The sequence below is a fragment of the Candidatus Pelagibacter sp. genome (assembly GCF_052048095.1).
Classification (GTDB): domain Bacteria; phylum Pseudomonadota; class Alphaproteobacteria; order Pelagibacterales; family Pelagibacteraceae; genus Pelagibacter.
This window is the reverse complement of record NZ_JBNAKG010000001.1, coordinates 543481-559610: the sequence shown is the minus strand read 5'-3', so window position 1 is coordinate 559610 and position 16130 is coordinate 543481. Positions and strand designations below refer to the sequence as shown.

Here is a 16130-nt window from a genome sequence, read left to right as displayed (position 1 = left end):
AATATTTAAAATTTATACAAAAATTAAATGGACTTAAGAATATTAGAAATTGCAGCTAACACTGAAAATAATAAAGTTTTAGATGGATTTACTCATAAATCTAGAAATAAAAATCCACTATGTGGCGATGAAATGGAAATTAGTCTTATTGTTAAAAATGATAAAATTGAAGATATGGGCTATCAATGTAAATCGTGTGTCTACTGTCAGGCTTCAGTAAGTCTTTTATCCAGAAAAATTAAAAATAAAAAAATAAATGAAATAAAAGATTTTTTAATTAATTGTGAAAAATTATTTGAAAACACTTCTTTAGAAATTCAAAAAAAATGGAAAGATTTTTTAGAAATTTTAAACAAGAAAAATATTGCAAGAAAAGAATGTTTGCTTCTTCCTATAAGAACTGTTTTAAAAGCTCTAGATATTAAATGATTGATATTAAAAGAGATAGATTCATCAAAGCAAGTTTAGCAGGAATTTTTTCAGCCTTTACGATTGGAGTTTTAACTTTGATAACTTATAAAACTGAATTAGGATTATTTCTTACCGCTTCTTTTGGATCTTCAATGGTATTACTTTATGGATTCCCTGAAAGTCCTTTTGCACAACCTAAAAATATTTTTTTTGGCCATCTTCTTACTGCACTTGTTGGGGTAATTTTTGTAAACTTTATTCAACTACCAATATTCATAATAATTCCTGTTGCTGTAGGATTAGGAATTTTTTTAATGATTATTTTAGAAGTTGTTCACCCTCCTGCTGGAGGTAATCCAATAATGGTTATAATTGGTAGCGCTTCTTTTGATTATTTATTTAGTCCAATAATTACTGGAACAATTATCATTCTTTTGTTTGGAGTAATTCTCAACAAATATATTTTAAAGAAAAATTACCCTCTACAAAAATGAATTCTAAGTACAAAATTTCAAAATATAAAAATGATAAACTTGATAATGTTGAAGACTATATATCAATTGAAGAACCTCTTGAAATAAATCTTAAATATAAAGAAGGAAAAAATTGGAAAAAAGAAAATCTGTCTATCACAATGAGAACTCCAGGTGATGATGAAACTTTATCTATTGGATTTTTATATAATGAGCAAATTATAACTGACATAAATTGGATAGAAAAAATTGAGAGCTATGGAGAAAACAATGGTCAATATGATTTTAAAAATAAAATTTTAATAACATTAAATAATTCAGATAATGTTAATATTGCACAGGTTAAAAGAAACTTTCTGATGAACTCATCTTGTGGCGTGTGTGGAAAGACTTCGCTTGATGCTCTTGAAACTTTAAAACAAAATAAACCTAAATATCCAAACAAAAAAATTAACAAAAATATAATTATTAAATCTCCTGAAATTTTAAGAGAGAATCAAACTCAGTTCTCAATCACGGGTGGAATACATGCAAGCGGATTATTTTCTAATGATGGAAATTTGATAGCTGTTAAAGAAGACGTCGGTCGTCATAATGCTCTAGATAAATTAATTGGTGAAACTCTTCAAAAGAAGTTACTTAATGAAAACGACCAATTTATCACATGTTCTGGTAGACTTAATTTTGAGCTGGTTCAAAAAGCATTGATTAACAATATAGGTTTAATGATCGGTGTTGGTGCGCCAACAAGTCTTGCTATAGATTTGGCAAATAGGTTTGACATGACCTTGGTCGGTTTTGTAAAACAAGACAGTTTTAATATTTATAGTAATTCACAAAGAGTTAAAATAAATTAGCAAAAATTATGTCAAAAAATATAAGCAATTTATCTGGAAGAATTGGTCTTAAAGATAATCTATTCAAAAAAATCTCAGAAAATACTTTAAGTCATAACTCACAAAACAGTCAGGAAATTGCAAAACAATATAACATGGGTGTATCAACAATTCATGGAGCCGAAAGTTTTTATGAATTTTTAAGACCTTCACACAGAGAAAAAAAAGCATTTGTTTGTAATGGAAGCGCTTGTATGTGCTCAGGCACACAAGAACCATTAAAAAAGAAACTTCAAGAAAAATTAGGTGAAGACAAAGTTGGGGAAATGTTTTGCCTTGGTCACTGTTATGAAAACAACGCCTTTCATTACGATGGTGAAAACTATGCGGGAAAAGACATAGAAAAAATTGATCAAATTTTAAAAGGCGAAAATATCGAGCAAGAAAAATTTCATTCTAAAAGCTACGCTACGACAAGTTTTTTAATGGATGATAAATTATCAACTATAGATCAAATAAAAGAAAATTTATCAAAATTTTTAAGTACTGATAAAAAAGATATTATTAAATCATTACTAGATTCTAATCTTACAGGTAGAGGTGGTGCTGGTTTTCCTACTGGAATGAAGTGGGATTTCTGTAGCAAAGAAAATTCAGAAAAAAAATATGTAGTTTGTAATGCTGATGAAGGAGACTCTGGTGCATTTTCAGATAGGTATCTATTAGAAGATCAACCTTTAAAAGTTTTATTCGGTATGATCATTTGTGGATATGTGATTGGTAGTGACGAAGGTGTTTTGTATATTAGAGGAGAGTATCCAAAATCTATCGAAGCTATAAATGGTTGTATTAATGAATTAAAAAATAACAATCTCTTAGGTGAGAATATTCTTGGAACTGATTTTAACTTTGATTTAAATATTTGCATTGGTCAGGGAGCTTATATTTGTGGTGAAGAAACTGCATTGATTGCATCAATAGAAGGTAGAAGAGCTGAAGTTGATGTAAGACCACCATTTCCAGTTACAGAGGGATTATACAAAAAACCAACTGTGGTTAACAATGTTGAAACTTTAGCTGCCGCAACTGGAATTCTATTAAATGGTTCAGAAAAATTTTCTTCAATTGGAAATAAGAAATCTGCTGGAACAAAACTTGTATGTCTAGATAGTTTTTTTAATAACCCTGGTGTTTATGAAATAGACATGGGTACGCCAATGAAAAAAGTGTTTGAAGAAATTGGTGGCGGTTACAAAGAAGAAATTAAGGCTTTTCAAATTGGTGGTCCTTTGGGGGGTGTAGTGCCTTTATCAAAAATTGATGAATTAAATTTAGATTTCCAAGAATTTACTTCAGCGGGTTTTATGCTTGGGCATGCAAGTGTAGTAAGTATTCCTAAAGATTTTTCTATGGCAGAATATATTCATCATCTATTTGAATTTTCTGCTGAGGAATCTTGTGGAAAATGTTTCCCGGGTAGACTTGGTTCTTATAGAGGTAAAGAAATGTTTGACCAAGCAAAGAAAAAAACTGCAAAGATACCTCTAAAATTATTGAATGAATTATTGGTTACTATGCAGAAGGGATGTTTATGTGCTTTATGTGGAGCAATCCCTACTCCGATAATGAATATTTTAAAATATTTTGGCGATGAGCTAAAAGATGATATAGTTAAGGATAACTAATGAGTTCAGAGAAAAGAAAAATTGCATACATAGATGGGAAACCACATGAAATTGGTCCAAACCATACCTCTATATTAAAGTTTGTAAAAAGTTATGTTGGAGAAAAAAAAGTTCCAACATTATGTGATGATCCTAATTTAGCTCCGTACGGTGCGTGTAGAGTTTGTTCAGTTGAAGTGGCATTAGAAAAAGATGGTCCAACTAGAATAGTTGCTTCATGTCATACACCCGTAGCTGAAAATCAATATATTTTTACAAGTAATGAAGCGTTAACTAGTTTAAGAAAAAACATTGTAGAATTAGTACTAACAGATCACTCAATGGAGTGTGATACTTGTGAAGTAAATAATAATTGTGAATTACAAACTGTAGCTAATGACCTTGGTATAAGTGATCATAGATACAATAATCCTAAACAACACAAAGGCACTCCTAGAGACACTTCTCATGACTATATGAGAATGAATTTAGACAACTGTATTAATTGTGGCAGATGCGTAAGAGCCTGTGATGAAATTCAAGGATCTTTTGTTTTAACAATGAGTGGTAGAGGTTTTGAATCAAGAATTACTACTGATAATGATATGTTATTTGGAGACTCTTCTTGTGTATCATGTGGTGCTTGTGCTCACACATGTCCAACTGATGCAATTTCAGATGTCTTTCAATCTAAATCAGCTGCTGTAGATAAAAAAGTTAGAACTACTTGCTCATACTGTGGTGTTGGTTGTAACCTAGAGGCGTCAATTAAGGATGATAAAGTTGTTGCAATAGATACACCTAAACAAACTGAAGTAAATGCAGGTCATACATGTATAAAAGGTAGATATGCGTTTGGGTTTTATGATCATCCAGATAGATTGAAATCTCCACTTATTAAAAGAAATGGAAAATTTGAAGAAGCTTCTTGGGATGAGGCGTATGACTTTATTAAAAAAGAAATGAATAGAATTACAAAAGAAAATGGACCAGATGCTTTTGCTGGTATTTCTTCTGCAAGATGTACAAATGAAGAAAACTATGTTTTCCAAAAAATGATTAGAGCTGCTGTAGGAACTAACAGTGTAGATTGTTGTGCAAGAATTTGTCATTCACCAACTGCTTGGGGTATGCAGCAAACGTTTGGAACAGGTGCGGCAACTAACTCTACAGAGGATATTTATCATGCTGATTTATTTTTAGTGATTGGGGCAAACCCAACTAATGCTCATCCAGTTACTGGAGCAAAAATTAAACAACAAGTAATGAAAGGTAAAAAACTTATTGTTTTGGATCCTGTTACTACAGATTTAGCAAAACTAGCCGACTACCATATCAAATTAAGGCCAGGAACAAATGTTGCTGTTTTAAATATGATGTTGCATTTTATCGTTAAATCAAAACTTTATAATGCAGATTTTGTAAGAGATAGAACAGAAGGTTTTGACAACTTCTTAAAAGAAATTGAAAGACAAGATGTTGATCAACTAGCAAAAGTAGCTGGAGTTGATAAACAATTAGTTAAAGAAGCTGCGATAGCATATGCTACTGCGAGAAACTCTATGGAGTTCCATGGCTTAGGTGTTACTGAGCACGAACAAGGTTCTAAAACTGTAATGTTAATTGCTGATCTTGCAATGATCACTGGTAACATTGGAAGAAAAGGGGTTGGTGTAAATCCTTTAAGAGGTCAAAACAATGTTCAAGGTGCTGCAGATATGGGGTGTCAACCTCATCAAGGTGCAGGTTATTTTGAAGTTGCAGATGAAAAAAACCAAAATTTTTATACTGAAAAGTATGGCGTAACTCACCCTACTAAACCAGGATTAAAAATCCCTCAAATGTTTGAAGCTGCAATCAGCAAAGAGCTAAAAGGTCTGTGGATTATTGGTGAAGATATAGTTCAAACTGATCCTAATAGTGCTCATGTAATAGAGGCAATGAATTCTTTAGAGCTACTAGTTGTTCAAGAAATATTTATGAGTGAAACAGCAAAACTTGCAACAGTAGTTTTACCAGGTACAACATTTTTAGAAAAAGACGGTACATTTACAAACACTGAGAGAAGAATACAAAGAGTAAACAGAGCTGTACCTCCTCTACCAGGTACAAAACCAGATGGTTTAATAGTAACTGAAATGATGCAGAAACTTGGTTATGATCAACCAACTTATGACGCTGATCAAGTTCTTTCTGAAATAGCAGATGTGGTTCCTTTCTTCAAAGGTGTTACAAGAGAAAGATTGGGAAAATTAGGCTTACAATGGCCTGTACAAGAAGATGGAACTGATACGCAAATCTTGCACCAAGAATCATTTAAATTAGGTAAAGGTAGATTGAAAAATTTTGATTGGAAAGAATCTAGTGAAATTGAGGCTAATCAAAAAGATTATCCATTAATTCTAACAACAAGTAGAGTTTTACAGCATTATAATGCTGCAACAATGACAAGAAGAACAAGTAATATTAATATCGTTGATAAAGATGTTCTTTTAATTCATCCGAAAGATGCTGAAAGAAGAGATTTAAATACTGGTGATATTGGAAGATTGTATTCTGGAAGAGGAGAAGTTGCTCTAAAAGTTGAAGTTACAGATAAAGTTAAAGAAGGTATTGTTTTCACGACTTTCCATTTCCCAGAGCACATGGTTAATATGGTTACAGGTCATGGTAAAGATGAAGAAACTATGTGTGCCGAATATAAGGTTTCTTCAGTAGAAGTGCAAAAAATTTCAAACCAATTTAAAACAGAAGTAAAACCGAAAGATAACCAAGCTGAAGTTATTTAGATTAAAATGACCATTGGATGGCATTTTGATAATTCTTACTACAAGCTACCTAAATCATTTAGAGAAGAAATAGATCCTGTACCTGTAAAAAAACCAGAGTTAATAGTGCTTAATGAAAATTTAGCTAAAAACTTAGGATTAGATTTTTCAAATTTAAATAAAGATGAAATTTCTCATATTCTTTCAGGCAACGATTTACCCAAAGGTAGTAATTCAATAGCTCAAGCTTATGCTGGTCATCAATTTGGTCATTTTACTATGTTAGGTGATGGACGAGCTGTATTGATTGGAGAACATATTTCTAAATCTAATGAAAGATTTGATATTCAATTCAAAGGTTCGGGCAAAACTTCTTTCTCAAGAAGCGGTGATGGTAGAGCTGCTCTTGGACCAATGTTAAGAGAATATGTTATAAGTGAGGCTTTACACTTTTTAGATATTCCTACTACAAGAAGTCTTGCAGTAGTAAAAACTGGTGAAGAAGTTTTCCGAGAAGAGGTATTAATAGGAGCCATTCTTACTAGAATTGCATCAAGCCATATAAGAGTTGGAACTTTTCAATATATCGCTGCTAGACAAAAAAAAGATGAGTTAGAAATTCTTGTAAACTATGTAATTGATAGACACTATCCAAATATTAAAAATGAAAAGAATAAAGCATTAGAACTTTTAAAAGTACTAATGGAGAAACAAATAAGTTTAGTAATCAATTGGATGAGAGTAGGATTTATCCATGGGGTAATGAATACTGATAATATGTCAGTATCTGGTGAAAGTATTGATTTTGGACCTTGTGCTTTTATGGATACATATAATTCTAACACTGTCTTTAGTTCAATAGATCAATTTGGAAGATACTCTTTTTCAAATCAACCAAAAATTACAAAATGGAATATTACAAGATTTGCTGAATGTTTACTTCCATTAATTGATGAAAATGAAAATAAAGCCATAGAGTTAGCAACAGAAGTTATTGAAGAATTTGAAAATAGATACCAAAGAAAGTGGTTAAACATGATGAGAGATAAACTAGGTATGTTTGGTGAAGAGAGTTCAGACATAGATCTCATTAATGAATTATATAAAATCATGGAGACACAAAAATTAGATTTTACAAATACCTTTTGTCATTTAATGAAAATTAAAATTGATGAAAATGAAAGTTATATGCAGGATGAATTTACAAAATGGAAAAATAAATGGTTACAAAGATTAAAAGCTAATGAATCTCCAAATAATAATCAGCTTGAACTAATGAGAAAAAATAATCCTATATTTATTCCAAGAAATTATCATGTTGAGAAAGCTTTAGAGGAGGCAAATAAAGGTAAGTTAGAACTACTAAAGAAACTGTTAAATGTTATTGAACGACCATACGATACTAATGATCAAAGTTTAGAATTCATTAATCCTGGACCTGAAAATAGAAATTATAAAACGTTTTGTGGGACTTAGTCTCTTATTTTACAAAATAAAAACGTAATCTGTAAAATAAAATATTAAAAAAAACTATTAACACAAATAATATTAAATAAAAATCAATTAAGTGCTTTGAAAAAGTAATTTGTTTTTGAAAAGTTACTAAAATATAATTTTGATTCAAATAAACTAAAATTGATGAAATAAAAAATTTAAAAATCAAAAAGTAAAAATAAAATCTAAAAAAATTTTTTGAACTTGTGGCCTCATATTTCTTTACGATAAAAGGTATCAATCCTAAAAAAAAAATTTCTCTATAAATAAAACCTGAAAATATAAAATAACATGATAAAATTACAGCCGAAAACAATAAATAAAGTCTATTTTCAAATACATCTCTGCTAAAAAATTCTTTAGAAATAGAGCTGTCTATAATTTCATTATAATATTTTCTGAAAATGAAAAAAATTGGTAAACATAATAATAATAAATAAATCAAATTATCTACTTGAGTTAAGTTTTTTAAAGCAGCAACAAAACCAAATCCGTAAACTGAGTAAGAAGAAAAAAGAGCTCTATAGTTATATATTTCAATTAGATTATCTTTATAAAAAAACAAAATAAAAAAAATAATAAAACTTGTAATAAATAACTTAGAAACAATTTTTGAAAATTTATTTTCAAATAAAAAAATAATAGTTAAGCATATAGGATAAAATTTTGACAACGTACCTATAATTATTATTAAAATATTAGAAATTAAATTTTTGTAAAAAGCTAATATTACAACAAATAAAAAAATTAAAACATCTATGTTAGCTCTCTCAATAGCCAATAAAGTTTGAATACTAAAGAGTAAAAATAATAAATAAAAATTTTTTATTTTTTTATTGAAGTCAAAAAATCTGATTAATGCAAATATGAAAAAAAAATTAAACAATAATGGTAGATAGAAATAATAAATTTTACTTAAATTTTCAATGAAAGGTAAAGAGAGTAATATTGGGCCATAAACATGGGGTCGGCCCCATGGATCACATGGATTTTGCAAATAAACGTCTATACCTTGTCTTTCACAATAATTTGCACTCACGATAGCCAACCAATCAGCAAAAAAAAATAATTTACCATTCGCTTCCATAGGTATGATTGTTGGGTAAACAAACTTTTTAATAAATAAATAGAATATCAAAAGTGAAAATAAAAGAGCTAAGCAAAAGTCGAAAAAAAATTTAGATTTTAAAACAATATTAAACGTAGATAGTTTAAGATTCATTTTTTCGTGTTGTTAATTATAATTTTTTTTTATGATAAATCTATTATATCTTCTGTTTACATCACAATACATTATTAACTTAATCAATCTTTAGTTAAATCTATTCAATCACTTTTTACTTTAAAATTAAAAGGGAAGTGCATCCATCCTGTTATAATGTATTTTAAACCCTTATTTAAAACTTCACCTCTATGTGAATGAGTCCATTCAGCTGGCCAAATTAAAGTTTTTCCAATTTCAGGTTTAATTTTAAGATTATAATTTTCAAAAAATGTTTCACCTCCATCTTCAACATCATTTAAATAAGTCATCCAGGCAAACACTCTATGCATGGAAGGAACACCCTCTCTCTCACAATGCATTCTTGCAAAATGTCCCCCAATTTCATATTTTTGAATATTAAAAGTCGGAATATCAACTGTTTCTAAGTTTTTTTTTAGACATGGCCATTGTTTTTTATAGTCTTGGTAACAATCATATAATTTATTGAAATATATTCTAATATTACTAAATTCTTTTTTGTTTAAATCGATGGGGTCAATACCAATATCTGTAGATTTTTTTACTTTTTCATCAATACCATAAGAAGTTTGACCTTTTTGATGAAGCAGTGTGTTTTCCTCAAAAATTTTTACAATATTTTTACAAAGTTCATCATCGTTGATATTCCAACTTCCTATAAAGTTTATATCGTTTGAGATATCTATTCTTTTCAATTAATTAATCTTTAAGTTTGTTTTACCGAATCTTATATTTCCAAAATATTGATACTGAAAAGACATGCCTCTTGACACTTCTCCAATTTTAAATAAAAATTTAGAATAAGATTTAATCAGTTGAGTATCTTTAGTGATAGATAAGGCTTCAAGATAATATTTATTTGCATCATGCATTTTTAATTCCTGTTCATAGACTTTAGCTAAGTTAAATAATACTCCAGGATTTTTTGAATTGAGCTTTAAAGACAAATTAAAATGATCTATTGCTTTTTTATTATTTTTTTTATTGGAATAAACTATTCCTAATAATTGATGTATATAAAAGTCTTTTTTTTCAATTAATAAATCAGTTAACATCTCCTCAGCTTTAGCATAATTTTTTTTTTCTATTAATTTAATTATTTCTTCATATTCTTTTATTCTAGAATTTTCCTTTTCCATATTATCTATAATACATATGGTTCATGTCTAGCTTCTTTACCTAAAACTCTTTCAACAGCCATGTTGCTTATATCAATTGATTGATATGCGCCTGTAGTTATTAATTCTGTTAGTGCTCTTCCAATACCAGGCGCTTGCATTAATCCTCTACCAGTAAAACCTGTAGCAAGATAAACATTATCAAACTTTGGGTGTTTCCCTACGACAGCATTATTATCCAGTCGATTGCAATCATAATAACCTGCCCATCCACCAGTCAATTTTAATTCTTCAAAAGCAGGCATTCTCTTTGCGAGAGCTGGCCAAACATATTCTTCAAAATCATCCCATGCTGGCTCTAAATCATCTGCATCAAAAACTGATTTTGGCGATCCTGCTAAATATTCTTTTCCCTCAGGTCTCCAATAAACTCCTGTTGTTAAATCCCCGCACAAAGGCATTTCTGGAATGTGTTTAGGGCATTTTACTCTAAACACAGTGTGTTTTTGTGGCTCAACAGGTATATCCTCAAGTAATTCTTTAGTCCAACAGCCAGCAGCAGAAACTATAGTTTTAGCCTTTATCTCTGAAAGAGATTTAACGTCTCCCTTAATAAATTCAGCTCCTAATTCAATTGCTTTACTTTTTAATGCGCTATGAAACAAAAAAGGATCTATCCAACCTTCGCTTTTATTATCTGTAAAAGTTGCAGTTTCAATATCGTCATTAACCATATAAGGAAAATAATTAGATAAATCTGATCCTTTAATATTTTTAGTGCCTGCATCACAAGCTTTATGATTTTCTAAAGCTTTGTACTGTTCTTCTGCATGATCTTTCCCAAACATGAGTAAATATCCATTTGTAACCATACTTGCTGTTGGATTGGGATTCTTCTCAGTTTTTAATAGTTCTGGTATTTGGAAAACAAAATCTCTAGCAAACTTACCTAATAAAATATTTTCTTTTTGAAAAAATTGTCTTCTAAATCCTCCAAGAGACAAAGGGAAAGATGCTGTTTTATAAGTTGGGTCTCTTTCTATTACTTTAACTTTCCTACCTTCTTTTGATAAAAAATAAGCAGTAGCCGCTCCAATTATTCCACCACCAACTATTACAACATCATCCATATTTAATTCAATCTGATTAAACTAATATTTAAAAGTAAGGCATATGAACACCAAAGTAAATATGGAATCATTAAATATACACTGATCAAATTGACACTTTTAAATCTGTAAATAATTACAACGATTAAGATTATTAATATAACCAATATAAATGCTGCCAGAACTAGATTATGCAGAAGAAAAAAAGCTATAGTCCAAGTTGTATTTACAACTATATGTATAAAATAAATGTAAACTGTTTGGATTTCTTTTTTTTTACTATGCCAAAAAATCCAAATTGAAAATGTCATCATTAAATAGAGTGTTGTCCACACTGGAGCAAAAATCCAATCTGGAGGATTAAATGATGGTTTTGTTAAAAGAGAATACCAAGGATCTTTGTAATAAATTGATACGATTCCACCAATAAAAGATGCTGAAAAAGTAACGATTAAAAATAAAATAAAAGTTAATAATTTATTTTTTAACATATTAATATTATACAACTTTATACAATGAATAAAAAAACAATTTGGATAACAGGTGGTAGCACTGGTATAGGAAAAGCTTTGGCAATTAAATTTGCTGATAGTGGGTGGAATGTTGTTATTTCAGCTAGAAGAGAAAACTTATTAAATGAAATTTCATCAAATAATGAAAATATAAAAGGTTATGCACTAGACGTAACAGATAAAGATCAATGCAAAGCTGTATTCGAAAGAATTCAAAAAGAAAATGAGAATATAGAAATTTGTTTTTTTTCAACTGGTACATGGAATCCAAAAAAAGAAAAGGAAATTGATGTTGAACAAATGGAAGAGGTATTCAAAGTAAATTTTTTTGGGACAGTAAATTGCATAAAAGCTGTTGAGGAACATTTTAGAAATAAAAAAAATGGAACAATTGGCATTGTTTCATCAATTGCTGGTTACAGAGGTTTACCAAATTCTACTGGATATGGTCCATCAAAATCTGCCTTAAATAATTTAGCTGAAAGTTTATATTTCGATTTTAAAAGAGATAATGTTCGTGTTTGTTTAATTTCACCAGGGTTTATTAAAACTCCAATGACAGATAAAAATAATTTTAAGATGCCATTTTTAAGAACGCCTGAATTTGCAGCGGAAAAAATATTTAATGGCTTAGTAAAAGGTAATGATTTTGAAATACATTTTCCAAAACAATTAACTCTAATATTAAAGTTTCTAAGTTTTTTACCACATAGAATTTATCTTGGATTAATAGGTAAACTTACAAAATATCAAAAAAAATAATTAATCTTTTACAAAAAACACTGTTAGTTCGGCTACTTTAAAACCGAATTTAGTCATTGTCGCTCTATTAATTGCAACTCTTTCATCTTGCATGAAAATCCAATCATCAAACGTGATTTTTAAATCTTTACCTTTAACTGGTACAAGCAATACATATTCGAATTTAAATGCAGGTCCATATGAATAGCCTTTTGCTTTTCCAACAACATCCCCTGCTGTCCCCTCATAATTATGCTCATCAATCTTAGTTATTTGCCATTGTCTATTTTGAATTTCACCATTATCCCAATTAAATTTTTCATCTAAAATTAATTGTTTACCATCCCATTTTCCATTTAAGTCAGCAGAAAATTGTCTTGTAACTTTTCCAGATCTATTTTGAAGAATTCCCCAAGCTTTAACATTACCTGATAAATAATTTTCGATTATTAATCGTGGGGTTTTATCTTTAAAATCTTCTGGTTTCATAGCATTTTTAGATGAACAATTTGTTACTAAGAATACACAAATTAATAGTAGAATGGAATTTAACTTTTGCATAGGATTATTGTTATAACTATTTTTTTTGTAAAGAAAATTGAATTAAATCAATATTTTTTGATTTAAAGCCTGCTTCACAATAAGATAAGTAGAATTCCCACATTCTTTTGAAGGTTAAGTCAAAACCTTGTTTTTTAATCTCTTCCCATTTTTCATTAAAATCTTCTCTCCAAATTGCTAAGGTTTTTGAATAATGATCAGCATAAGAATTTACTTTTTCAAATGATAAGTTGTTATCGTTTGCATATTCATGGATATTTTTCTTTGCTGGTAAAAAACCTCCAGGAAAAATATATTTTTGAATAAAATCTTGCTTATTTTTATATCTATCAGAAAGTTCATCATCTATTGTAATTGCTTGTATTGCTGCAGTACCGTTATCTTTAAGACTATTTTTTATGGTATTAAAATAACTTTGTAAATAATTTTGACCAACAGCCTCAATCATTTCTATTGATGTTATTGAATTATATTTATCATTTAAATCTCTATAATCTTTTATTTCGATATTGACTTTTTCATTTAGCCCATTTTTATAAATTCTTTCTTTGGCATATTCATATTGTTTTTTTGAAATGGTTATACAATCAAGTTTGACGTCATAATTTTTGCCCAGATACTCTGCAAAACCACCCCAGCCACATCCTATTTCTAAAACTTTATCACCCTCTTTAGGTTTGATTAGATCAATTAATTTTTGATATTTATTATTTTGTGCTGCAGATAAGTTTAAATTTTTTTCATCAAAAATTGCACTAGAATAAGTAAGAGTTTCATCTAGCCATAGTGAAAAAAAATCATTTCCTAGATCATAGTGTTTAGCAATGTTTTCTTTACTTCTTGTTCTAGTGTTTTTTATAATTTTTGATTTTATAAAATTAATTATTGGAAAATCTAATACTCCTGAAAATTTATGAACAACATTTATATTTCTAGCCGTAATTTCGATTAAATCAGATAAATTATCTGTTTCAAATTCATCTTTCATATAACTTTCGGCAAATCCTATGCTTCCATTTTTAATCAAATTAAAATTAAATGATCGATCTTTAATTCTTATTGATGCTTTTAATTTACTGTCAGGATCACCAAAATTAAATTTTTTTTTGTCGTGTGTTTCAAGAGCTAGGTGGCCATAATTTATCTTATCTAAAAGACTAAATACAATTTTATCAGATGCTTGGTTTAGTATCATTAGTTTTCAAAAGTTAAATTATTTTTTATTCTTAATTTTTTCTTTATAAATTTAATTCCTTTCATCCATAATTTAAAGGCTTCAAAATGTATCGCTATAATGATTTTAAAAGTCATCATTGGATTTTTTATGTAAGATTTGAATAATTCTTTATTATTTAGTTCGGTTTTTTTCCCAACTTGAGATGCATATAAAAGTTTTTCATTTTTTTTATATTGGTCAATAATAACTGAGATTTTCTCAGATGGTTTTAAAACTCTAAAAAAATATTTACATTCCATCTCAATAAAAGGAGATACATGGAATTTTTTTTCACAATTATGTTGAAGAAGATTTTCATCACCTTCAATTTTAAAAACGTAAGTATGTTGTTCACCAAACGTATTTTTTACTTCATAAAGAATTGAAATAAGTTTTTCATCCGCATTATAAATATAAAAAACGCTAAGAGGATTAAATACATATCCAAAAATTCTTGGATAACATAATAGTTTTATCTTAATATTTTCTGTATCAATTTTATTTTCTATTAAATTTTTTTTGACCCAATCAATAACTGAAGAGCCATCTCTTGGACCATGGTCCCTATCGTGGAAACTAATTAAATTAAATTTATTATAAGAAAATAAGTGAATATTTTTTTCAATATTTGATAACTCCGAAAGATCTAAAAATAGAGCGAATACATCGTATTTGAAATGATGTTCTTTAGGTATAAATCTTTTATGCACTACCGTGCAATTATAAATTGAAGAACTAGTCATTAATGGTTTTCAGCATTTCGATGGATGATTTTATTCCATCTTCATGAAAACCGTAACCAAAATAACTTCCACAAAATAAGATTTTGTTTTTATTTTGAATTTTTTCTAAATCTAATTGTGAATTCAAAGCATTTTTATCATAGTAAGGATGAGTAAACTCAATAGTTTCAAAAATTTTATTTTTATCTATCTCAAATATTGGATTTAAAGTTAAAAAAATATTTTCACTTATTTTTAAATTTTGTAATTGATTTATCCAATATGTAACTGAAGATAAATCAAAATTGTCTTTGTTCATTGAAGCATTCCACGAACACCAAGCTTTTTTATTTTTAGGCATAGCTCTTTCATCGGAATGAATTATTGCGATATTTTTTTTATATTGAAAATTACTCAATATATTTTTTTCATCTGAAGATGGTTCATCTAAAATTTTCAATGCCTGATCAGCATGTGTAGCTAATACTACTTTATCATAATTAAAAAATTCATTATCAGATCCGTAATAAACTTTTACATCATTGGTGTCTCTTTTTATTTTGTTTATTTCATAATTCTTATAATGCTCACCACTTAAAGAGTTTAAAATCTTATCTACATAAGTTTTGCTTCTATTTGAAACGGTATACCATTGAGGTCTATCTTTTAGTTTAAACAATCCATGATTTTTAAAAAAACTTAAAAAGAAACTCATTGGCATTTGCGAAGATTCATAAGGTGGCATTGACCAGATTGCTGAAACCATAGGTATGATATGAAATTTAATAAAATATTCAGAAATATTTATTTGTTTCAAATATTCACCAAGGGTAATGTTTTTATCTAATATTTTTGGATCAAGATTTTCACAATTTTTATAAAAACTAATTATCTCTAAAAACATTTTAAAAAATTTAATATCAAATAAATTACTTAAATTTGAAAAGATTCCTTTTATACCTTTTCCACAATATTCTATTTTTGTTTCTCTCACTGATACTGAAAAAGACATATCACTATTTTCTATAGCAATATTATTCTCTTGAAAAAAAGAAATAAGATTTGGATAAGTAACCTTGTTAAAGACCATGAATCCTACATCTATAGGTACTCTATTTTTTTCATTTAAATTAATATCTATAGTATGTGCGTGACCACCAAATCGATCTTCTTTTTCAAATAAATCAACTTTATGTTTTTTTGAAAGATAATGAGCAGCACTTAAACCAGAAACACCTGATCCAATTACAGCAATTTTCATT

The 16130-nt window shown here is 28.5% G+C and carries 16 protein-coding genes; 7 read left to right on the top strand and 9 right to left on the bottom strand.

The features are described 5' to 3' along the window. The first annotated feature begins 27 nt into the window (after window positions 1–27). The 6 genes from ACTT9P_RS02930 to ACTT9P_RS02905 are packed head-to-tail and all read left to right on the top strand — an operon-like array spanning window position 28 to window position 7628. Window positions 28–429 carry an iron-sulfur cluster assembly scaffold protein gene (locus tag ACTT9P_RS02930; RefSeq protein WP_440909200.1) on the top strand — a complete coding sequence of 134 codons (402 nt, stop codon included), beginning with the start codon at window positions 28–30 and terminating at the stop codon, window positions 427–429. Then, the gene (locus tag ACTT9P_RS02925) at window positions 426–905 is read left to right on the top strand and encodes an HPP family protein (protein WP_440909199.1); all 480 of its coding nucleotides are present in this window, start codon (window positions 426–428) and stop codon (window positions 903–905) included. Before ACTT9P_RS02930 ends, ACTT9P_RS02925 begins: the two co-directional genes overlap by 4 nt. Further along, window positions 902–1741, top strand: coding sequence for a formate dehydrogenase accessory sulfurtransferase FdhD (locus tag ACTT9P_RS02920; RefSeq protein WP_440909198.1), 840 nt, complete (start codon window positions 902–904; stop codon window positions 1739–1741). Before ACTT9P_RS02925 ends, ACTT9P_RS02920 begins: the two co-directional genes overlap by 4 nt. Window positions 1742–1749: 8 nt before the next feature. After that, entirely contained in the window at window positions 1750–3405 is a 1656-nt protein-coding gene (locus ACTT9P_RS02915; RefSeq protein ID WP_440909197.1) for an NADH-ubiquinone oxidoreductase-F iron-sulfur binding region domain-containing protein, read from the top strand. Further along, on the top strand, window positions 3405–6173 hold the full coding sequence (gene fdhF, locus ACTT9P_RS02910; protein ID WP_440909196.1) for a formate dehydrogenase subunit alpha: 2769 nt from the start codon (window positions 3405–3407) through the stop codon (window positions 6171–6173). The genes ACTT9P_RS02915 and fdhF overlap by 1 nt, the downstream gene beginning before the upstream one ends. 6 nt (window positions 6174–6179) lie before the next feature. Then, on the top strand, window positions 6180–7628 hold the full coding sequence (locus tag ACTT9P_RS02905; protein WP_440909195.1) for a protein adenylyltransferase SelO: 1449 nt from the start codon (window positions 6180–6182) through the stop codon (window positions 7626–7628). Between the two features lie 4 nt (window positions 7629–7632). On the opposite strand, the gene ACTT9P_RS02900 is transcribed toward ACTT9P_RS02905, so the two are convergent. From ACTT9P_RS02900 to ACTT9P_RS02880, 5 genes are all read right to left on the bottom strand, one after another. After that, a complete protein-coding gene (locus ACTT9P_RS02900; RefSeq protein ID WP_440909194.1) occupies window positions 7633–8868 on the bottom strand; it encodes a hypothetical protein in 1236 nt (411 codons plus the stop codon). Window positions 8869–8972: 104 nt separating this feature from the next. Then, on the bottom strand, window positions 8973–9584 hold the full coding sequence (locus tag ACTT9P_RS02895) for a 2OG-Fe(II) oxygenase (protein ID WP_440909193.1): 612 nt from the start codon (window positions 9582–9584) through the stop codon (window positions 8973–8975). Continuing rightward, complete coding sequence (locus ACTT9P_RS02890) at window positions 9585–10028, bottom strand: tetratricopeptide repeat protein (protein ID WP_440909192.1); 444 nt, start codon at window positions 10026–10028, stop codon at window positions 9585–9587. Window positions 10029–10033: 5 nt separating this feature from the next. Beyond that, on the bottom strand, window positions 10034–11137 hold the full coding sequence (locus ACTT9P_RS02885) for an NAD(P)/FAD-dependent oxidoreductase (protein ID WP_440909191.1): 1104 nt from the start codon (window positions 11135–11137) through the stop codon (window positions 10034–10036). A gap of 2 nt (window positions 11138–11139) precedes the next feature. Next, the gene (locus tag ACTT9P_RS02880) at window positions 11140–11607 is read right to left on the bottom strand and encodes a TspO/MBR family protein (RefSeq protein WP_440909190.1); all 468 of its coding nucleotides are present in this window, start codon (window positions 11605–11607) and stop codon (window positions 11140–11142) included. A 24-nt stretch (window positions 11608–11631) separates the two neighbouring features. Here ACTT9P_RS02880 and ACTT9P_RS02875 point away from each other — a divergent pair, with 24 nt between their 5' ends. Further along, window positions 11632–12390 (top strand): SDR family NAD(P)-dependent oxidoreductase, encoded by a 759-nt coding sequence (locus tag ACTT9P_RS02875; protein WP_440909189.1) that lies wholly within the window; start codon window positions 11632–11634, stop codon window positions 12388–12390. Here ACTT9P_RS02875 and ACTT9P_RS02870 read toward each other — a convergent pair whose 3' ends face one another. From ACTT9P_RS02870 to ACTT9P_RS02855, 4 genes are read right to left on the bottom strand one after another with little or no spacing between them, the layout of a single operon-like run. Beyond that, window positions 12391–12930 carry a DUF3833 domain-containing protein gene (locus ACTT9P_RS02870; protein ID WP_440909188.1) on the bottom strand — a complete coding sequence of 180 codons (540 nt, stop codon included), beginning with the start codon at window positions 12928–12930 and terminating at the stop codon, window positions 12391–12393. A gap of 16 nt (window positions 12931–12946) precedes the next feature. After that, window positions 12947–14125 carry a class I SAM-dependent methyltransferase gene (locus tag ACTT9P_RS02865; RefSeq protein ID WP_440909187.1) on the bottom strand — a complete coding sequence of 393 codons (1179 nt, stop codon included), beginning with the start codon at window positions 14123–14125 and terminating at the stop codon, window positions 12947–12949. Next, window positions 14125–14889 carry a DUF1365 domain-containing protein gene (locus ACTT9P_RS02860; protein ID WP_440909186.1) on the bottom strand — a complete coding sequence of 255 codons (765 nt, stop codon included), beginning with the start codon at window positions 14887–14889 and terminating at the stop codon, window positions 14125–14127. Before ACTT9P_RS02860 ends, ACTT9P_RS02865 begins: the two co-directional genes overlap by 1 nt. Further along, entirely contained in the window at window positions 14882–16129 is a 1248-nt protein-coding gene (locus ACTT9P_RS02855) for an NAD(P)/FAD-dependent oxidoreductase (protein ID WP_440909185.1), read from the bottom strand. Before ACTT9P_RS02855 ends, ACTT9P_RS02860 begins: the two co-directional genes overlap by 8 nt. Window position 16130: the final 1 nt, after the last annotated feature.